This window comes from Bacteroides sp. 11BF, assembly GCF_019633765.1.
GTDB lineage: Bacteria > Bacteroidota > Bacteroidia > Bacteroidales > Bacteroidaceae > Bacteroides > Bacteroides hominis.
The window spans coordinates 1-19,945 of sequence record NZ_JAFKPJ010000028.1 but is presented as its reverse complement, the minus strand read 5'-3'; the positions used below and the strand labels follow the sequence as shown (position 1 = coordinate 19,945).

At 45.4% G+C, this 19,945-nt stretch carries 14 protein-coding genes and 1 pseudogene; 6 read left to right on the top strand and 9 right to left on the bottom strand.

The features are described from left to right. Positions 1-34: 34 nt before the first annotated feature. The gene (locus tag JZY04_RS19700) at positions 35-757 is read right to left on the bottom strand and encodes a FadR/GntR family transcriptional regulator (RefSeq protein WP_181996414.1); all 723 of its coding nucleotides are present in this window, start codon (positions 755-757) and stop codon (positions 35-37) included. A gap of 508 nt (positions 758-1,265) precedes the next feature. Here JZY04_RS19700 and JZY04_RS19695 point away from each other — a divergent pair. The 6 genes and pseudogenes from JZY04_RS19695 to JZY04_RS21390 all read left to right on the top strand — a co-directional run. Further along, complete coding sequence (locus JZY04_RS19695) at positions 1,266-2,111, top strand: prephenate dehydratase (protein ID WP_005781586.1); 846 nt, start codon at positions 1,266-1,268, stop codon at positions 2,109-2,111. Continuing rightward, positions 2,086-3,270, top strand: coding sequence for a pyridoxal phosphate-dependent aminotransferase (locus JZY04_RS19690; RefSeq protein ID WP_122142731.1), 1,185 nt, complete (start codon positions 2,086-2,088; stop codon positions 3,268-3,270). The genes JZY04_RS19695 and JZY04_RS19690 overlap by 26 nt, the downstream gene beginning before the upstream one ends. Before the next feature lie 22 nt (positions 3,271-3,292). Further along, positions 3,293-4,354, top strand: a complete 1,062-nt coding sequence (locus JZY04_RS19685; RefSeq protein WP_005808636.1) for a bifunctional 3-deoxy-7-phosphoheptulonate synthase/chorismate mutase type II — start codon at positions 3,293-3,295, stop codon at positions 4,352-4,354. Between the two features lie 15 nt (positions 4,355-4,369). Beyond that, entirely contained in the window at positions 4,370-5,143 is a 774-nt protein-coding gene (locus tag JZY04_RS19680) for a prephenate dehydrogenase/arogenate dehydrogenase family protein (RefSeq protein ID WP_005781592.1), read from the top strand. Between the two features lie 432 nt (positions 5,144-5,575). After that, complete coding sequence (locus JZY04_RS19675; protein WP_122142733.1) at positions 5,576-5,788, top strand: DUF1016 family protein; 213 nt, start codon at positions 5,576-5,578, stop codon at positions 5,786-5,788. 1,147 nt (positions 5,789-6,935) lie between these two features. After that, a pseudogene (locus tag JZY04_RS21390) lies at positions 6,936-7,079 on the top strand (SMI1/KNR4 family protein); the annotation flags it as partial. A gap of 134 nt (positions 7,080-7,213) precedes the next feature. On the opposite strand, the gene JZY04_RS19670 reads toward JZY04_RS21390, so the two are convergent. From JZY04_RS19670 to JZY04_RS19635, 8 genes are read right to left on the bottom strand one after another with little or no spacing between them, the layout of a single operon-like run. Beyond that, positions 7,214-11,104, bottom strand: coding sequence for a hypothetical protein (locus JZY04_RS19670; RefSeq protein WP_220575476.1), 3,891 nt, complete (start codon positions 11,102-11,104; stop codon positions 7,214-7,216). Positions 11,105-11,128: 24 nt separating this feature from the next. Then, positions 11,129-12,361 (bottom strand): hypothetical protein, encoded by a 1,233-nt coding sequence (locus JZY04_RS19665; RefSeq protein ID WP_181996416.1) that lies wholly within the window; start codon positions 12,359-12,361, stop codon positions 11,129-11,131. A 5-nt stretch (positions 12,362-12,366) separates the two neighbouring features. Continuing rightward, positions 12,367-13,611 (bottom strand): fimbrillin family protein, encoded by a 1,245-nt coding sequence (locus JZY04_RS19660; RefSeq protein WP_122142737.1) that lies wholly within the window; start codon positions 13,609-13,611, stop codon positions 12,367-12,369. A 14-nt stretch (positions 13,612-13,625) separates the two neighbouring features. Then, on the bottom strand, positions 13,626-14,600 hold the full coding sequence (locus tag JZY04_RS19655) for a FimB/Mfa2 family fimbrial subunit (protein WP_122142738.1): 975 nt from the start codon (positions 14,598-14,600) through the stop codon (positions 13,626-13,628). A gap of 13 nt (positions 14,601-14,613) precedes the next feature. Next, the gene (locus JZY04_RS19650; protein ID WP_182007624.1) at positions 14,614-16,149 is read right to left on the bottom strand and encodes an Mfa1 family fimbria major subunit; all 1,536 of its coding nucleotides are present in this window, start codon (positions 16,147-16,149) and stop codon (positions 14,614-14,616) included. 51 nt (positions 16,150-16,200) lie between these two features. Continuing rightward, positions 16,201-17,601, bottom strand: coding sequence for an Mfa1 family fimbria major subunit (locus JZY04_RS19645; RefSeq protein WP_122142740.1), 1,401 nt, complete (start codon positions 17,599-17,601; stop codon positions 16,201-16,203). A gap of 59 nt (positions 17,602-17,660) precedes the next feature. Continuing rightward, the gene (locus JZY04_RS19640; RefSeq protein WP_122142741.1) at positions 17,661-19,082 is read right to left on the bottom strand and encodes a DUF3868 domain-containing protein; all 1,422 of its coding nucleotides are present in this window, start codon (positions 19,080-19,082) and stop codon (positions 17,661-17,663) included. Positions 19,083-19,126: 44 nt separating this feature from the next. After that, positions 19,127-19,705: a DUF3575 domain-containing protein gene (locus tag JZY04_RS19635; RefSeq protein ID WP_122142742.1), complete on the bottom strand. Its 579-nt coding sequence runs from the start codon at positions 19,703-19,705 to the stop codon at positions 19,127-19,129. Positions 19,706-19,945 lie beyond the last annotated feature (240 nt).

The following is a 19,945-nucleotide window of genomic DNA, read 5'->3' as shown; positions in this document are numbered from 1 at the left end:
CTAAAATTCTGTTTGACTTTTTGCAATCCCCCGATTATTCGTTAACGATTCTACGTTTCATAAAAATCTTGTATACGGCAAAATGTTTCTCAAGCGCCTTTCTGTAACCGGGCTCATCATGTTTCTCCAAAAAGTCGAGAAGGTCAGCGTGAGTTACCAATTCTCCCCGCTCTTTTATCTCTATATTAATAGGCTCGAGCAACTCTTTGAATTTATCTTTCACAAAAACCATTACGGGATGAATAATCTCCTGAAACTCACGGATAGTGGCATTGCCGGTTATTTCATAAAGTTTAGCATGAAAAGTAAATTCACTGATAGGGGCATATTCATTATTCTCAAAAGCGATACCCAATCGGACAATCTCTTTCAGTTCAATAATATCTTCCGGAGTTATATTCTGAAAGAGATCACTGCAAATTCCCAACTCTAAAGCAATTCTAAAACCTAAAAGATCAAACAGAGAATGTTCACTTAGAATACGCGGATCGACAACTCGCTTCATACCTCCAAGAATAGAGGGCTCAGTCAGAATCATGCCTCGTCTGGTACGTGTTTCTATCATCCCTACCATTTTCAATCGGCTGAGAGCCTCCCTCAGCACACTACGCGCCACACCCAAAGCGGCGGCCAGTTCCATCTCATTGGGAATGGCATCTCCTGCCCGCAGATCTTTAGTTCTAAAATAAGTAAGTAGGTTATCTTCGACCTGATCGACCAAAGTTATCGCCTGACCATGTAGTTTTAATATATCCATAGTATAACAATTCAGTTTAGTTAAAATAAGATTAATCTTATTTGTCTGACAAATAAAGGAAGTTTTTCGCAGAAAAACTAACATCTTAAGAACTGAAACGCTCCATTTAGTAAATATTAACATAACTAAGCCTCTATACCATATTATATAGAAAAAGAAAAAGATAAGAGATGAAGAAGTTACAAACAGATAACATTTACAGATATAAAAGCACAAATTGGGAATATAAATATATAAATCAAAAAAAAAGTCCGTTTTTTATTTGTGTTTAAGATAAAAGCATTAATTTTGCCTCAGATTTAAAACAAAAAGAAAAATAGATCTGATGAACGTATTCACTTTTACATATTACTTCTTTTTTTACTTTTACTTTAGCCAGAAAGTAGAGCGGGAGTTTGTATGTATCAAGTGACAGGGTGCTTAAGAACTGAGATTAAGAGAAACTAATAATATGAATCCCGCTCCGACATGGATGCGGGATTTTTTTATACCATATACTCAATTAGGAATGAAAAGAATAGCAATTCAAGGAACACTGGGCTCGTATCACGATATAGCCGCACACAAGTACTTCGAAGGGGAAGAAATAGAGTTAATCTGTTGCGCCAACTTTGAAGATGTGTTTGCTGCCATCCGGAAAGATAGTCAAACAATCGGGATGCTGGCCATTGAAAACACGATTGCAGGAAGCCTGCTGCACAACAACGAACTGTTGCGCCAAAGCGGCACGCAGATTATCGGCGAATACAAATTACGCATTTCGCACAGCTTCGTTTGCCTGCCCGAAGAGGACTGGAATGACATCACCGAAGTGAACTCACACCCGATCGCCCTGATGCAATGCCGGGAATTCCTGAACCAACACCCGCGTATCAAAGTGGTAGAAGCTGAAGATACGGCCTTGAGTGCTGAAATCATCAAACGGGAAAACCTGAAAGGACATGCCGCCATCTGCTCACATGCCGCCGCCGAACGGTACGGAATGAAGGTACTGCAAGAAGGCATAGAAACGAACAAACATAATTTCACCCGTTTTCTGGTAGTGGCAGATCCATGGCAGGTGGACGAGATACGAAAACAAAACACCGTTCTCAACAAAGCAAACATCGTTTTCACTCTCCCCCATTCCGAAGGAAGCCTCTCACAGGTTCTGTCTATCTTATCTTTTTACAATATCAACTTAACAAAAATACAATCGCTCCCTATCATCGGACGGGAATGGGAATACCAGTTCTACGTAGATGTGGCTTTCAACGATTATCTGAGATACAAACAATCGATTACAGCAATCACTCCATTGACGAAAGAACTTAAAATATTAGGCGAATATGCAGAAGGAAAATCAAACGTATAAAGTAGCGCCGGCCGACAGACTGGGCGGTGTAAGCGAATACTACTTTTCGAAGAAACTGAAAGAAGTGGCACGGATGAACGCAGAAGGTAAAGACGTAATCAGCCTGGGAATCGGAAGCCCGGACATGCCCCCTTCGGAGCAGACCATCGAAACGCTGTGTAACAATGCTCACGACCCGAACGGACACGGCTATCAACCGTATGTGGGCATACCGGAACTTCGCAAGGGTTTTGCCGACTGGTATAAACGCTGGTATGGAGTGGAACTGAATCCGGCAACAGAAATTCAGCCGCTGATCGGATCGAAAGAGGGCATCTTGCACGTGACACTCGCTTTTGTCAATCCGGGAGAACAGGTACTGGTACCCAATCCGGGATATCCCACCTACACTTCGTTAAGCAAAATACTGGGTGCCGAGGTGGTGAACTACAATCTCAAAGAAGAGGACGGATGGATGCCGGACTTCGATGAACTGGAAAAGATGGATCTGAGCCGCGTGAAACTGATGTGGACCAACTATCCGAATATGCCGACCGGTGCCAATGCCACACCGGAACTTTACGAACGCCTGGTGGAGTTTGCCCTCCGCAAGAACATCGTGATTGTGAACGACAATCCGTACAGCTTTATCCTGAACGATAAGCCGATCAGTATCCTGAGTGTGCCGGGTGCCAAAGAATGCTGTATAGAATTCAACTCCATGAGTAAAAGTCACAATATGCCGGGATGGCGTATCGGCATGCTGGCTTCGAATGCAGAGTTTGTACAATGGATTCTGAAAGTGAAAAGCAACATCGACAGCGGAATGTTCCGTGCCATGCAACTGGCAGCTGCCAAAGCACTTGAAGCGGATTCGACCTGGTACGAAGGCAACAATGTAAACTATCGGAACCGCCGTCACCTGGCCGGAGAGATTATGAAAACGTTAGGATGTACGTACGACGAAAAGCAAGTGGGCATGTTTCTCTGGGGAAAAATCCCCGCAAGTTGCGCCGATGTAGAAGAACTGACAGAGAAAGTGCTGCAGGAAGCACGCGTCTTCATCACTCCGGGATTTATTTTCGGGAGCAACGGAGCGAGATACATCCGCATCTCTCTCTGCTGCAAAGACGCCAAGCTGGCAGAAGCGCTGGAACGAATCAAATCAATAATGAAATAACAACTAAACGAATTAGATCGATATGGAACTCGAATCAATCTTATTGCCGGGCGTAGAAGATAAACGCCCGATGGTGATAGCCGGCCCTTGCAGTGCCGAAACAGAAGAGCAAGTAATGTCAACCGCCACACAACTGGCAGCCAAAGGAGTAAAAATCTTCCGTGCGGGAATCTGGAAACCACGCACCAAACCGGGAGGTTTCGAAGGTATCGGCGTAGAAGGCCTCGCCTGGCTGAAAGAGGTGAAGAAAGAGACCGGCATGTACGTATCTACCGAAGTGGCTACAGCCAAGCACGTATACGAATGCTTGAAAGCGGGCATCGACGTGTTGTGGGTAGGTGCCCGTACCACCGCCAATCCGTTTGCCGTACAGGAAATAGCAGACGCACTGAAAGGTGTAGACATCCCTGTGCTGGTGAAGAACCCGGTAAATCCGGATCTGGAATTATGGATCGGTGCTCTGGAACGTATCAACAACGCCGGACTGAAACGTCTGGGAGCCATTCATCGCGGCTTCAGCAGCTACGACAAGAAGTTGTACCGCAACCTGCCGCAATGGCACATTCCTATCGAGTTGCGCCGCCGCATCCCCGAACTGCCTATCTTCTGCGACCCGAGCCACATCGGAGGAAAGCGCGAACTGGTAGCTCCTCTCTGTCAGCAGGCCATGGACCTGAACTTCGACGGACTGATAGTGGAAAGTCACTGTAACCCGGACTGTGCATGGAGCGACGCTTCACAGCAGGTGACTCCGGACGTACTGGACTACATCCTCAACCTGCTCGTCATCCGTAAAGAGACACAGACAACGGAGAACCTGAACGTACTGCGTAAACAGATTGACGAATGCGATGATAACATCATTCAGGAACTGTCAAAACGCATGCGCGTAGCACGTGAGATCGGTACTTATAAGAAAGAACACGACATCACAGTGCTTCAGACCGGACGTTATAACGAGATTCTTGAGAAACGCGGTGCCCAGGGCGAACAGTGCGGCATGAGTGCAGAGTTTGTGAAAGTGATCTTCGAAGCCATCCACGAAGAATCGGTTCGTCAACAGATGGAGATTATCAATAAATAGCAAATCATTCATATTATGCGAATTCTAATTTTGGGAGCCGGCAAGATGGGCTCCTTCTTTACTGACATACTAAGTTTCCAGCACGAGACGGCCGTGTTCGACGTCAACCCGCATCAGCTTCGGTTCGTGTACAACACGTATCGCTTCACAACATTGGAGGAGATCAAGGAGTTCGAACCGGAACTGGTGATCAATGCTGCCACAGTGAAGTATACGCTGGACGCTTTCCGCAAAATTCTGCCTGTTTTGCCCAAAGACTGTATCCTGAGTGATATCGCTTCGGTGAAAACCGGACTGAAGAAGTTCTACGAAGAAAGCGGATTCCGTTATGTCTCCACTCACCCGATGTTTGGCCCTACTTTTGCCAGTCTGAGCAATCTGAGCAGCGAAAGTGCCATCATCATCAGTGAGAGCGATCATTTGGGGAAAGTATTCTTTAAAGACTTATACAATAGCCTGAACCTGAATATTTTTGAGTATACCTTCGACGAGCATGATGAAACAGTGGCTTACTCCTTGTCCATCCCGTTTGTTTCGACGTTTGTTTTCGCAGCTGTCATGAAACACCAAGAGGCACCGGGAACCACATTCAAGAAGCACATGGCTATTGCAAAAGGGCTTTTGAGCGAAGATGATTACTTATTGCAGGAAATCCTGTTCAATCCGCGCACGCCGTCACAGGTAGAGAACATCCGCACAGAGCTGAAACAGTTGCTTGAAATTATCACAAGCAAAGATGCGGAAGGAATGAAAAAGTACCTGACGAAGATACGGGAAAAGATTAAATAAGGGATTGTATCAAAACCCTTTTCACCACAGATTACACGGATTATCACAAAATAAGAATATTGATAGTCAATAACTTAAAAATCACTCTATGTTACTCTGTGTCCTCTGTGGTGAGTTTCGGCACACGCTCAAATTTACATCTAAATGTGATTGAGGGGGGCAGGAAGAGAGAATTAACTCTTCTTGCTCCCCTTCTTACTTTATTTACGTTAAGGGCAATAGCTATTGTTGTATTCTAAAAAGACGCTCCATAATAAAGTCAAGATTGATTTACAATAAAACAGACTCAGAATTATCATATGCACACAGAACCTTTTTGCTTGTATAATACTCAATATTTTACATAACTTTTTCAGCCAATATCCCGAAATATTGAATGGTAACAGCGCTACACCGTGGCGAATATTGATATGATCGCATTATAAAAGATTAATGCAGGTTCTCAATACCAAAGCCTGTGCATGGTATATGAAAAAGGCTTCGGAGCAGATGTGGAGTTACCGCACGCTCGGCTGCAATATAGATTCGCAATATTACGAATGTTTACTGCTTTCGCAGCACAAAGAAAAGGTGGAAACAGAGATGAAGTCGCTGACATATCCGCTTGAACAAGAAAAACTGGAGTTTATCAGGATTCAAGTATAAAACCAGAATCCTGAAGTCTTCTATTTACACAAAATACTGGACAGCGTCTTCAATCTTATTTAAAATATCCTCTTTTGTTAAAACTTTCAATATAGGTAGATTGTGTGATTTATCATATTCTTTTTCAAGAGTCGCATATAACTCCTTTCTGCATTTTTTATATTTAAAGAGATAAATAAAATGGGCATATAATTAATGATCGTATAAAGAGTATTAATAACAGTGTTAATATACACTAAAAACTTCCATTTATTTTCAAAATGAATAAGGTCTAAATAAATGAACAATACTGTAATCAAAAAATAAAGTACAACAATCTATATATTTTTATAGCAGATTTTCTTACAAGTTTGTCAAGTTTATCTTTCACAACATATTGTTCTACAAAATCATTTTGACTAATATTGTCTTCAATGTCTTCAGGGTTTATTATTTCTTCTTTAAGACTTGCTATATTCCTTTTAGCTGTTTCAATGCCTATTTACCTTTCGATATTCTATCTTTAATTTCATCAAATCTATATCCAATAGCATCATTAACTTGAGATACTAAAGTTATTTGCGCCTTAGTTATAATATCAAACGATTTAAGCCGTATATTAGGACTTAGGCCTTTGTTTAAAATAGTCCCAAAACGATTTGTCAGAAAAAAACAAATACGTTTCTAATAGAACATTTCCTTTATATTTTATATGCAGATCTAAAGATAATCTTCCCAAAATATTTTATCTTCAATATTATATGAACGATTTTTCTCTTCGTAATATTGACTATATGTATCTCTTGATATTCCTTTCTTTTGTAACAATCTAAAAATTCGCTTTTCTTTTCTTCTATCTCAAATGCATCTGTACATCCATTTACTATATTCATCATTGCTGATTTAGAAATATCTAAGATTTCTTTGTTTCTGATGATTCTTTCGACTTGCTTGAAATAGCTACATATTTCACTTTCTGTTTCAGTAAAATATTTAAAGCAAATAATCTTTTCCCTCTAATTTGCTTCAGTAGACATAAACAACTAATTATCAACTATTTATCAATAACACAATAGAAAAGTTCTTTGAATTTAAAAATACGAGAAGAAATACAAATTTCAACTATTTTAATCTTATTTTTGGCGAGCAAAAGTAATTTTTCAACTAATTTCCGATAAAGGAATGCACTAATGCTTTTGAAACAATTGAAGTCATAGCAAAAGACGTATGGAGCAGGAATCTGATTCTTTGTAATCAATTACCTTTTGCTATGGATTCAGGCGGAAACTATTATGCTTTGAACTTGAAGAACCTTGGCATATCTGAAGATTCACTTAAATTAGTTTTGTTATTAAACAAAAATAAAACTTCAACAGGCATGACAAAAATAAGTCCTAAAATCCGCAACCGTTAAATGAATGGCTGCGGATTTTAAGATATAAAGAACTACTTTACATCCTGCACGCTGCGCACATAGAACAATGTTCCGCCATCTCCGCCAGAGTCGGAGCTAGGCATACGGTAAATGGTATTTTCACGGAGTATCCAGACCGGATAGTCGGTAGATCCGGGTCCGAGATTGGCGCTGGTAGTCCCTGCGACTATCGACCTGCCGTCAAATTGCGTGTCGCTACCGAAAAACCACTCATTGGGGAATGCCATGGTAAGAATAGAGGCTTCCCTCAGGTTGGGAATACGCCAATGGTGAAGGTCCATACCATCGTTGTCCTCGCGATACTCGTATGCGAGGCTTTCCTCTGCACCCCTGTAATAGAGGACGTGGTTTGATCCGAACTTATCGGGCGACCATTGCCCGCTCATCTGATACCACGTGCGAGGCTTTCCGTCCACCATAGGGGTTCTGTCGTATGTGACGGGGTTGGTATAAGACTTGTAACCCACCTTGTTTTTAGCTATTCGGTATTCGCGACAAAGCCAGTTCTGCTTCTCCTCGTGCGTGTGCGCCGTAAGTTCACCTATGCCCAACGGTTCTCTGAAGGCATCCATGTTCATCTTGTTCAGCAAGATGTAGTAAGTCTTTCCGTCCACGCGCTGGTCTCTAGGCACAGGCTCGCCGTTGCGGGTATGTGATATTACGTACAGGTCGTCTTGAAGCAATGTCTCCTCCTTCATCTTGCCACCGGCAAATGCCGCGCCCGAACTCTCTACCCCATGTATACAGAGCATTCTCGCCATACGTATGCCATAGTACTTTTGGGCTTGTCCGCCTCCGTACTTTCCTTTAGTACATCCTTCTTCCGCCCAAAACACGTTGTTTTTGTTTACTGTGCCGGTACTGCTCATGAAGTGTACTATGTTTACCCCTTTCAACCAGTTTTCAGTGCCTTGGTAGTTCACGGCGATGTGCTTTTCGTACAGAGGATTGTCAAACACCGGACGTCCGCCCAAGAAGCAGTAGGTGTATTGGTCTATAGCCGGCACAAACCAACGTATCTCCTCGGGATCTAGCTTTCCGTTACGGTTAAGGTCTCTGTTGCGAGTATAAATGGCCCACTGTCCCCTACGGTAGGATCTATTCCCGTCTATTCCTTTGTTATTATTTATGACATCGTTTGTGGGATATTGGTTGTAGCATTTCTCGGTGAAATAGCTTGCGGCTTTTGCCCAATCTATGACACGTTCGCCATTGGATTTATATCTGTTGTACCACAGCATAGTATTATAAAGACCGTTTACCAAAGACGTAGACTTCTGCTCAAAGTACTGGTCGTCGGTATAACTGTTCGATTTGTCGCTCTTGTACTGCGCTCGGAACTCGTCTACATGTTCTATACCGTATGCCACGTTAGCCACAATCTGTCCTCCATAGTTGTCAGTGGCATAGTGCGTCTGTATGGACGACTGCATAATGACCAAATGCGAATTGGTGTACCAGTTTTGCTGATCGGCACTGATTTCGTCTACATCCATGAAGAAGAATATCTTGCGTCTATCTTGGTTGCAAAAGTCCTTCCAATTGAGCTGGGCATTCGTGACGGGATTAAAGTCGTAGTAAAACTCGTCCACGAAAATGGTGAACGTCATGCTGCTCTTATCTTTTGGTTGCCCTTCCGCTTTCCATGTGGCAAACCCCCTCCACACCAGTTTAGCGAACTCGTAGCAGTTGAGCAGGTAGTGCTGATGTGTCGCGTCTTTCTCCTGTGTGAGAATAAGATTGTCTGTCCTGTATGTCTGTTGGTCTTTGTATCCGCCGTAGGTGTTGGAGTATTCCACCCCATTGCCTGTTTCCTTGTCTATCAACGAGCGCGAAGGATCGTTCAAGTCACCGTGCCATGCAAAGTGTATCCAGTCCATGTCCCACCCTCGTATGGAAGTCATTTCCACACCGTTCCCGTCGAACAAGCCGTACTCTCCGTCGGGACCTTTCTTCAATACCACTCGCTTTTCCTGAAAAGGCGTGGATATGGCAAACCCAAAGCCTTTGTCGAGATCAAAAGGCATACCGTGAAAATCCACTGTATAGTTTATGGCGGTGTAATGGGCATCAAGGTCATAGAAATGCCTTGAGTCCACCACCTGTCCTTCTGCACCGGGCTGGTTCTCCTGCTCATACACGCTTCCTCCGTCCTCACGCGTAGCCTCCAACTTGATGTTTTCGGCACCTGCCACTTTCAGGGTATAAGTGTAATGGTGGTTTCGCAACACATTGTAGTCGTTCAGCTTGTCCTTGAACTTCTCGAAGTTTTTCAGCTCGTCTCCTTTTGGGCAAGGGTCGTTGGTAAGATTGAGATTTCCGCCTCCCACATATCCCAAATGTACATAATACGTCACCCATGCAGCACGCGTTCCCTTGTGAGCCTCTTTTATTGTGCTTACGGGAATCTGTCCCTCTCCCCAATAGGGATATTGGTCGATGGGGTATGTCTTGTCGAACTTCATGCTCTCCGGGTCGTCCTTGATGCGTCGTTCCGGCTCTTGAGGATTGTAGTAGAAACCTGTAATCTTCACATATGTGGCATCGTCGGGGGCATTGGTAAAGTCTCCGTTCACCACGGTTATGGTGTCGTTGTTCTGCTCGGCGTCAGGGTCGTATGGTTTGCTTTGACTATCACCGTAGGCATAACTCTTGTCCTTTAGCTCCCGAAGCCCGTAGGCAAAGCCGGAAAACTTATTGGGATATTTCACGGCAAACGAGTCCGTTACCATCTCCGCCGTTACCTTGTCATTGTCTTTCAGCCCGTACTCCTTATTGTATTGTGCGGCAATAGCCGCCGCATTAAGCACCGTACAGTCCTTCTGCTGCTCCGGTTTGGGCGTGGCCTGATAGTTCTCAAACTGGTAGTAGGTGAACTCCCATCCGCCCTCGTCCGTTTCAGTCAAGTCTCTCTTGAACACCTTGCTATTGCCCAGCATCTTGTCGGGCACGTGCCACTCCCTCACCTTGAAGCTCCAAAGCGGGTACTGCTGCCTCGGCAGGTTCATCACCTGCCACGAGGTAAGACGGAAATATGCTCCGTCGGTTGTTGCCAATGCCCCCGCAGGCTGTATCCTTACCGTTACCTTCGTGTCCAAACGGTTCACGAAAATTCCTGCCGACGTTCCTTTCTCATTTTCATGTCCCAACAAGCAATATGGAGCACCGGTTTTAGCATCATACAGATGGAGCTTACCGTCTGCTTCGGCCCTTATTGTCACGATAGGAAACTCCGTAGGATTGTCCAGATAGTTATACAAATCGGCTCTACGGAAAAAGCCACTCATCAGGTGGTGACCCTGCATACGCTCTACGTTTACCTCCTTCTTGTCGTTCACCCCGAGGCGCGCCACCACGTCACGCAGATAGTAAAGCGTTGTTACCGTGTCGCACATTTCTATCATGTCTGCTTCGTTTTCCACTCCCTGCATGTCAGAATAGCCTAAATTGGCTATAGCATAAAACTGAGCCGTCCCGCAGCTCACGGCAGGTATGGTGATTTCCGTTACCTTGAACTTCTGTCCGTCCTCCGTCACGTCAGATATGTTGTTAAGCACATTGGAGAAATACTTTCTGGCTATGATGGGGCATTGTTCCGGCGGAACGCTTCCGTCAAGGTTCTTGCGGTCTATCACGAATAGGTACAGAGAGTGTATATGCTGGTCGGAAGCCTCGTCGGGCGAAGCCCGGGTACTTATCTCCAGTTCGTTGTAAGTATCGGGGGCAATGGTCAGGGTGAGTTCCCCCTCAATGCCTTCCACCACCTCCAGAGGAGTTCCCTCTTCCGACTGCGACAAGAAGTCGTCGTAGCAGGAAGCCATGAGCATGCACAACAGTGCCAGTACCGGAAGCCCTCCCGCCGATAGTATTCTTGCAGGTATATGTAAAATAAATTTCTTCATTGTCTGTGAATTGCTATGTTGTTTTTATTCAAATGTAGGAATATCGTCAATATCGTGTTTCAGCCATGGCACGGACATTATATGCAGATCGAGCGAGTTTGTCAACGTGCTAACCTTGCAGTCCAGCTTGTAAGTATAGTTCCTCAGCAGTCCGTGATGACGCTTGCCCGGATAGTGCGTTTCGTCGTACAGGCGTGCCTTCGCCCACTTGTGTACCTCCGCCGGGGAGCTGTCGGCAGAAGTACCGTCTTTTTTCTTAAAGTGGTAATACAGGGTAACCAGCGGATCGTCCTCAAGGGTAAGCCCCACCCATTGGTAGCTGTACGCATAGTAGCGCACGGGCCTTTGGGTTTTCGACATTTCTGCTCCTTCCCAAGGATAACGGCACACGGTCTTGTAGTTCGGGTGCTCCATCCTCATCAGGATAGTATCGCCCGCATCATGGTAGGGATATTTGTCAAGCGTCAAGTCTGCCAGAAAAGGCCATTGGCTCTTATAGTTTTTCACCAGCACCTTTGTCTTCGCAGGTTCTTCTGGGTTGTTGTCAAGCGACTGTGTTTCGGTATTGAACAACCATGTATTATTTACAAGTCCCTCTATCGCGATGCTGTCTATCACCACGCGTTCAGCTTCGGGCACGTCCTTCCACTCGAACTCGAACCAAATGCGGCAATAGACATGTTCCACGTGCACTATGATGGAAGCGTCGAAGTTACGGCTCAGTGGAAGATATCCGGCCATCAGTGGCTTCTCTATCTGGCGCAAGTCTGTACTGCCAGCTTCGGCATTGAGATCGTGTTCGTATGTATATCCGCGCCAGCGCAAGTACAAGAGTTCATCGGACAAATTCACTGTGTCTGTCAAATTCTTCTTTATTTCCTCCGTGACATTCGCCACAACGAATATTTCCGTGTTCTCATCGAAATGGCTTTCATCGAAATGCTCTGTCTCGTACATGTTGTTTTCTCCGGTAGAATAGCTCTGTTCGCTCAAGTCCACGAATTTCATTATGCGACGTTCCTTACTCTGGAACACCGCATAAAGCAGGTCATACACCTTTCCTTCCTCCAGCTTGATTTCCTCGTCGGAAGCGGAGGTGCGCGCAGACTCGCCGGTGCCGGCGAAAGAAAATACCAGACTGATACCCTCACCTTCAGTGGGCGATTCGTTACTGGGAAGGCGCACTTCCTCCTTTTGGCAGGATACCCCAAGGAGGAGGAACAAAAGCACAGTAAATATATGATAAGCCGTTTTCATGTTCATCATTTTTTAAGAAAATGTTTTAAAGATGAAGTTGGAGCAGGTGGTTGTACGCTATCACCTTCTTCAGGACGCCAAACCCCATCGTCCCAGTCGGGCGACACTTCCTCCAGTTCCCATTTATGAAAATCCGCCTTAATCTTTTGGTCGGTAACGGATATTCGTATCTTCAGATGATCGTTGCGCAACAGATAAGGCAGTGGTATCGTGCTGAGACGACCGTCTTCGAGTTCCACCACCAGTCGCGTAGTACGGTTTCCCTCGACATCGGGTATTCCCGACTGTGTTTCTCCTGTCATCGCCTCGCCGTAAGAGTTCTGGCAGAGATAGAAGTCAGATATAAGCTGCGGGGTTTCCTTGGTGTTGTGGTCTGGAGTGATGATAGCCGGACTGTCCAGTACGGAGACCGCATCATTCCCCACGCGCGTTTCACGCTTAACCATCTCCTTAAGGTCCATCAGCAAAGAAGGGTTCCATCTGGCTGTTGAACTACTCGCATCTCCGCCCACCCAAACGGGACTGTCCTCGCTGATGTCCCACTTGGGACCGATGAAGCCGTTCAGCGTATAGTTGTACAGGCTCAATCTTTTCACTGCCACCACCTCGTCGTCCGCACAGTTCTCCCTCCATACCGACACGCTTACCTTTGCCAGCGAACGGAAGAGCGGTATGCTCACGATGCGTCCGCCACCCTTCCCGTCTTCGGGATAAAGCACCAGCTCCTTGTCTTTTTCGCCTAGGCTAACGTATGCCTCCATATAGTTGGCCATGGGAAAACCCGAATCACCTATAATGCTTCCATCCTCCTCCTGAGGAAGTTCTCCCATGTTTTCCAGTGGCTTGGTAATCACCATCCCCAAGGTCTTCAATGTACCTTCAGGACAAATGGTGGTGAGCATCTCCTCCACATAGCGCGGAGGGTTTGCCACCATGTAGAAACGTTTCTTTCCCATCCCGTTGATAGCCATCTCCACACGGAAAGTACCGTTCGCACCGTTGCCGTTGTTCACAAGAGTGTTGCAGTAATAGTCGGGAAAGGCATGGCTGTCGTCGTAGGCATAGATGTACAGGCGGCGGATGATATTCTCCTCGTCTGCCGAAGCATTGGTTTCGGCAACCGAAGTTACCGAAACCTCGAGTATTCCGGAACCCTCCCGCCACTCCTCACTCACGACCTCCTCCTTACTGCAGGAGGCAAGAGTAAACGCACAAGTCGCAGTGAAAAATAAAATAGCTTTTCTACCCATTTTTTAATCCGTTTTTATAAATCGCCCGGTTGCGGACGTATTATCCAATCGTTTATCTTGATTTTCACTACGAAATAGTTCCCTTCGGAGTTCTTTTGTAGAAAGAATATCATCACATACTCGTCCTGCCTGTCCAGATACTCCTGTGCAGGCATCTCATAGCCCTCCATTTTGGTGAGAAGCAGATATTTCACGAGATTGATGTCTACCAGTGGCTCACCGTTTCCGCGACTTATGCTCAGCTTCATGTCGCCATTCTCCATCAGTCGCATGGTGTTCAGCTCCACCACCACAGCCTCCATCACGGTTCCATCTTCGCCCAAGTCCTGCCAAGTACGGAAATACGGACGATAGGTTACCGTCTCGTCGGGCAAGAGCAAATTGTTGTGTGCGGCAAAACCGTTAGCACCCGTAATGGAAAAACCTATGTTTTCGTCTTTCAACGACACTCCCTCTGTTCCCTGCACCACAAGGCGGAACTTGTTGGTAATCTTCACCAGTCGCACGGTGGTGGAGCCTGCCTTGTCGCCTGTAATCTCCATTTCCGCTTCGCCGTGCCACAAGGCATCGAGTTCCTTATCCTGCGTTCCGTCCGCTTCGCGCTTCATCCTTACGGAGAGTTCTTCGGGTGAATCCACCTCCGCGGCGAAGTCATACGAGCGTGCGTATCGTCCTGCCCATGCCACAAGACGGTATTTCCCAATGGGAAGGTCGCAGCGTATACGGTAGTTTTCTCCCAAGGAATCCTCCTCGTCTCGGTAACATGTCACGAAACGGTCGTCCTTGTCGAACACATAGACATCCAATTTCTTCACCTCGACACCGAAAGCATCAGTGTACATCATGTTGTAGTCATAACGGAAATCGATGTAATGCGTACACCGGGGAAGATCCTCGGTGATGGTGCTGCATGCCACGGAACAAAACAACAGTATCGCAACAACCATGGCTACCAGCAGGCTGCGGACAGATTGTGTTTTCTTTATCATATTTCGTTTACCATTATATTTCGTAATCAAGTATTCGCTCCTTCCACTCGTTTACCTCCACCGTTACATCCATGATGGAGGGTACTTCATCCGGCATGTTGCCACCCGGCTTCCACGGGTTTTCTATCTCATACGGCGGGCGTGGCAGTCCTAAGGAAGAGATTCTATTCACCATCAGCAGGTATATATTGTTCCGCACTACGGCAAACTCCATGATCCCCATCACGTTGGGGTTGTTGTTATCATTATGTCGATTCCAATAAGTGTACCACACGGGGTAAGTCCCGTCCTCCTTCACGAAGCGCATCACGCCCAGTGCAGCAAGGTTCTTGTCGGACGTGTCCTCCAGATCCGTGCCTTCACCACTCAAAGCCTCTTTCAGCCTGTCGATAGAGGTATATAGAGTACGGTTGTAATAGTATATGTTGTCTGCCGAAACTCCTTCCACCTTGAAACTTCCCTTGAACACCACTGCCGTGGATATGGCATTAATCTGTGCTTTTGTTCCGGGAAGTGTATTCTCGGGGCAATAGAACAGGCGTTTATAATTCTCAGTGTCATATCCGGAAAGCGATATATATTTAAGTCTGCCCGCCAGATGCTCAGAAGAGTAAAAGAACAAGCGATCGGAAAGGGCCGGGTCCAACTGGCACATGCGTTTGAAATCCCAGTCGCCGTCGTACACGTAATTGCTGTTTGTCTCGATACTGTAGAAAGTTACGGGAGTACCTTCCTTCTCATCGGAAGCAATCAGCTTGAAAAGGTTGAACGCCTTACTCACGTTCATCAGGGCGGCATGCGTAAGCGTAACGCTGACGTTGTTTTCTGTCTGTTTCGATCCGGAGACAGAATCCACCGCCAAGGGGAATTGATAAATGTCTTTTCCTTTTTTATAGTCAAAGCGCGCACATGCACGCTGCACTTCCATCGTGAGATACGACTGCTCTCCAGCAGCCATGTTCACATCATACGCTTTAGGATCGCCGGTATATGCCGTAGTCATAAGGAAATAGCCTCCTTCCCATATTTGTTCAAGGTCATCGAAGCCTTCTCCACCCCCGAAGTCCACATAATGCATACCCAATGCATTCCAATCGACAGGAAGGTTGTTGAATTGGTCTGATGCCCCTTCGGTAGCGATTCTTTTCCCGGGATTCGCAATCACCGCCACGCGGTAATAACCCGGTTCACATTCTATAGTCGCTTTCCACAACGAGGAAGTGTTTCCTACCTGCAAGAACTCTTTCACATGGAATATATGCGAAATTTTAAGAGGGCGGTTGATACCTTCCACCATCTTTCCAAAAATAACGTATGCATCCTTTACCTTGCTCTCGTTCAGTGTACCTTCTTCCGTGCCCTCATCCGTTCCGCCTTGACCTCCTGTGGAGCTTCGTGAAACAGCCTCGGACGGCAACGATATGGTAAGGGTGAGCCAGGCCTTGCCCTGCTCACCACTGTCATCTTTGCGCAACTCTTCCAGCCTGTTGTCCGAGCAAGCGGACAACAGGCAGACAAGAGTAAATAATGAAACCAACCTTTTTACCATATACATGTTCAAAATGCAGGATTAGTTATCCTTTTAAATGCTGTTTAACTGTTAGAAATCGATGTTATTCACACGAACCACCCAAGGAAGAACCTTCATCTTCACGTCAAGGAAACTGTCTGCTTCTTCGTCCGGATCAGTTGTTTCAGGGTTGGTAGGCACGTTCTCACCAATGCCACTCACGCTTTTGATAACCATCTGGTAGTGGTTGTTGCGCACCACGGCAAACTCCATAGCTCCCATTGTGCTTGGATCGTTGTTGCTTATGTGGCGAATCCAGTACTTGTAGTAGCACACACCGTTTTCGAACTTTTGCACACCGATGGATGCAAACGCAGCTATAGGAGATTTATCTGTCACATTAGTCAGATTCAGGCCAAGACTACCGGCATTACTTGAAAGCTGGCTCCATGTGTATAGGTTTTCTCCAAATTTATATACATTACCTTCTTGTCCTCCTAACTTGTACTGTGCCTGATAATACAGACCTGTGGTATAAGCATTCATTTGCTCGTTTGCAGTCATAGTGTTTTCGAGAGTGTAGAACAAAGCATTGGCAGCATTTTCTTCCGAAGAAAGAGCCTTTACATTATCACCGACATTATCGAATGTTTTTGCCGTGAACTCTTTAGAGTAAAAGTCAGCTACTGTTTGATCACTCTGACCCTCGAAATTGGGGTCTTGTACATAGTCGTTAGCATCGTCTTCGACATTATCCTTAACCTTCATGATAGGATAAAACTTGGTGTTTCCATTGATAAGGGCTACTTTTTGGAATACCACAACATCATTATTGCTATTGTCTTTCACCTCAATTTCATAATTCGTAGTCATATCCTCAATCTTTGCCACCACGCGTTCCACTTCCACCGTCACGTTTGTAGGATTCGTTTCTGTTCCGTCCACAGTAACAGATACCATACCGTCAGTATCAGATGCTCTGTTTACGTTGGTCATCATAAACTTTCCTTCAGAGGAAACTGTTTTTATTTCCTTTTCTGTCAATGTCATTGTTTCACCCATCACAGTCTGAGCTGTTTGATCTGTGAATTTTTCATCCAATGGATTCACAATAACCAGTACCTTCTTCTCTCCACCTTTGATTTTGAAGGCAGGGATAGTATAAGTGATAGTCTTGTCGGCGCCCACACTCGGATTGTAAGGTTTAAGATCATTCATTTTGAAGTTGATGTTTCCTTCGTTCTGTAGCTGTCCGGTCTGTGCATCAAACACATACAATTTTAAGGAAGTAATCTTCTGTTCACCTACTGTTCCGGCACTTGTTTCATGCCCCCCATTGATGGCACGTTTACCATCCACGTTAGGCATTTCAATGGAAAGCGACATGTAGGCATCACCCTCGTTCAGTGAACTGTTTTGTTCAAACTCTTTTTGACAGGAGGCCATCATTGTCAAAGCCAGCCCTGCAAACATAAACTTTTTAAATTGCATAATGCCAAATTGATAATGAGTTTTTTGTTATTTATTATTCTTATTTATCCGTTTGTACATCAGTTCTCCCGAACCAGCCTCAATTGCTTCAAGTTCTCCTCCGCACCCTTTATGCCGGCATGGGCAGCTTGTTTCAGCAATGCCTCCGCCTCATCGTAGCGTCCTGTCATAAGGCAAAGCACACCACGGGCATGGACAGTTTCCGGACTATCTCCAGCCCTTTCCAGATACCTCTCTGCACGAGGGTAATTCTTCTCGCTTATTGCCACAAGAGCCGCATTGAGGTTGGCTGTCCTGTCGTGGGGGAAAAGACGTATCGCAATGTCAAACACCTCGTTGAATTCCGGGCTTCCGGGAGCATACGTTGCCGAGACGGCATACATTTCCTTCAGGCTCAACAGCTGCGGACGCACGAGGATCTGTTTCTTTGCTTCCTCTACGTTGAAGGCACGTACAGTATAGTGCACCACGTATTCCGAACGACGCAACGACGGATATACTTCCTTGAGCAGATATTCGTAAGTCTTCCCTCCGTCTATAAGCTGCAAGCGGTAGTTTTTGACATCTTCCTCCATATCACGGGCTATTACTTCCAGTACCTTTTCACGGTTTTCAATATCTGAAGCCTCCACCTGCTGTTTCAGTCCCTGCCAGTCTTCGGGAGTGGACGACACATCTATTATATTAGAAGAAAAACCGTACTGTGAAAGCACATATTGCTTCAAAGCCTCTGCACGTCCCTGTGCAAGCCTCTTATTGTTGTTGAAATCCCCTTCGGGCGAAGCATAGCCATGTATAGATATATGGGTGATATGTGCATTGGTATCATTCTTCACAAGGTCGATGATAGTCTGTATCTTGCCCAGTTCCGCCTCATTGCCACGATAATCGGGATAAATCGCCATTTCGTTTACCGGAAAATCAAGAAAAGCCTTGCCCAATTCTTCTCTTACCTTGAGAGGTTCGGCTGCGGGAGCCACGAATGCCAACACAGGCTCAGGCTGATACAACACAGCATCTTTTACAGGCATCACATCCTGATCGAGCAACGCCCCTCTACATCCGCAAAAATCGCTTGCAATCATAAGGCTCGCCCCTCTCATCCATTCCTTGTACTCCACTTTCTCCGCATAGTTTAATACGGCTTTATCGTCTTTGCTGTACTTCACCAAATGACCTTTATAACGGTTTCGTCTATTCACCAATTCCTGCCGGCGTCCCGCCACCATTACCGGAGGCAAAGCACAGACGCTGTCACCTTTCACCAGAACTGGGGTAAGAAGGAATGAACGGTTGGACTTTACGTCAAGCGCCTGCATACACATCCGGAAACTCACTTCTACGTTGTTCCCATATTTTTTCACCTGCAACTGCTCGGCACGTATATTTTTCGTTTGATCAGAAACGCTTGCTGCTAAAGCCGCAACCGGCACTGGTACAATAGCAAACGCGAACAATATTGTTTTTGCAATACTCCTCATCACTCAAAAAAAAAGAAATAAGTGTTTATTGATTTTCCTAACTGTCAGAATATATACACAAGGTTCAAAGCCAATTTCGTAGGACCGAAATAGTTTTTCCTACTCGAGTCAATGCGATTGCCGCACGAGGCACAAGGGTATTTGTCGTATATCACTCGCCCGTAACCGACACCGACCTCCGCCTCGAGATTCCAGTGTCTCGACAAAAGCCAATTGTAGCCGTATGCTAGTCCTCCTCCCCACAGATCTCCTTGGAAACGGCTGTTGCGTGTCTCATCCCACAACCCGAAAGGCATGTCCACACTGCCTATATTGAATTTCATCCATTGGACATGAATACCCAAAAAATGCCCGTTGAATTTCTCACACAACCAATATCTCGCTTCCGGTTGCACGAGTATATGTCTCCATTTTTTATCATTAAAAAAATCCCAGGCATTATAATTGCCCGATACGTCCAAAGTCCACTGCAAAGCCAAAGCCAGCTCCACGCCCAAATTTATGCTACCCGTCGCATCATACAGCAAATTACTTTTTAAGGCTACTTTCTGTGCGGACACTGTATTGAAAAAGAGAAACAGCAATCCTGCAATAACCGTTAAACATTTTCTATACAAAAACATAATTACCCGATTTTTAACTCCAATCTTTTATTTTTACCTTAGTAGTCTTTAATTATCGGGCACAAAAATATAATATAAAAAAAAAGAATCAAGTAGTCAAAGTTTCCATAAAAGTTCAAAATCGTACTATCAACAATAATTCACAGCTTAAAAAAGGGGGCACGATAATTTAGAGGGCACTGAAAAAGTGATCTTTTTTAGCATCCAATCCTTTTTTTAGAAATTCTTGGAAAAAGTTGC

Excerpts from the sequence above, each read along its gene's own strand:
- JZY04_RS19700 (WP_181996414.1), bottom strand. The coding sequence starts at position 757 with ATGGATATATTAAAACTACATGGTCAGGCGATAACTTTGGTCGATCAG.
- JZY04_RS19695 (WP_005781586.1), top strand. The coding sequence starts at position 1,266 with ATGAAAAGAATAGCAATTCAAGGAACACTGGGCTCGTATCACGATATA.
- JZY04_RS19690 (WP_122142731.1), top strand. The coding sequence starts at position 2,086 with ATGCAGAAGGAAAATCAAACGTATAAAGTAGCGCCGGCCGACAGACTG.
- JZY04_RS19685 (WP_005808636.1), top strand. The coding sequence starts at position 3,293 with ATGGAACTCGAATCAATCTTATTGCCGGGCGTAGAAGATAAACGCCCG.
- JZY04_RS19680 (WP_005781592.1), top strand. The coding sequence starts at position 4,370 with ATGCGAATTCTAATTTTGGGAGCCGGCAAGATGGGCTCCTTCTTTACT.
- JZY04_RS19675 (WP_122142733.1), top strand. The coding sequence starts at position 5,576 with ATGCAGGTTCTCAATACCAAAGCCTGTGCATGGTATATGAAAAAGGCT.
- JZY04_RS19670 (WP_220575476.1), bottom strand. The coding sequence starts at position 11,104 with ATGAAGAAATTTATTTTACATATACCTGCAAGAATACTATCGGCGGGA.
- JZY04_RS19665 (WP_181996416.1), bottom strand. The coding sequence starts at position 12,361 with ATGAAAACGGCTTATCATATATTTACTGTGCTTTTGTTCCTCCTCCTT.
- JZY04_RS19660 (WP_122142737.1), bottom strand. The coding sequence starts at position 13,611 with ATGGGTAGAAAAGCTATTTTATTTTTCACTGCGACTTGTGCGTTTACT.
- JZY04_RS19655 (WP_122142738.1), bottom strand. The coding sequence starts at position 14,600 with ATGATAAAGAAAACACAATCTGTCCGCAGCCTGCTGGTAGCCATGGTT.
- JZY04_RS19650 (WP_182007624.1), bottom strand. The coding sequence starts at position 16,149 with ATGGTAAAAAGGTTGGTTTCATTATTTACTCTTGTCTGCCTGTTGTCC.
- JZY04_RS19645 (WP_122142740.1), bottom strand. The coding sequence starts at position 17,601 with ATGCAATTTAAAAAGTTTATGTTTGCAGGGCTGGCTTTGACAATGATG.
- JZY04_RS19640 (WP_122142741.1), bottom strand. The coding sequence starts at position 19,082 with ATGAGGAGTATTGCAAAAACAATATTGTTCGCGTTTGCTATTGTACCA.
- JZY04_RS19635 (WP_122142742.1), bottom strand. The coding sequence starts at position 19,705 with ATGTTTTTGTATAGAAAATGTTTAACGGTTATTGCAGGATTGCTGTTT.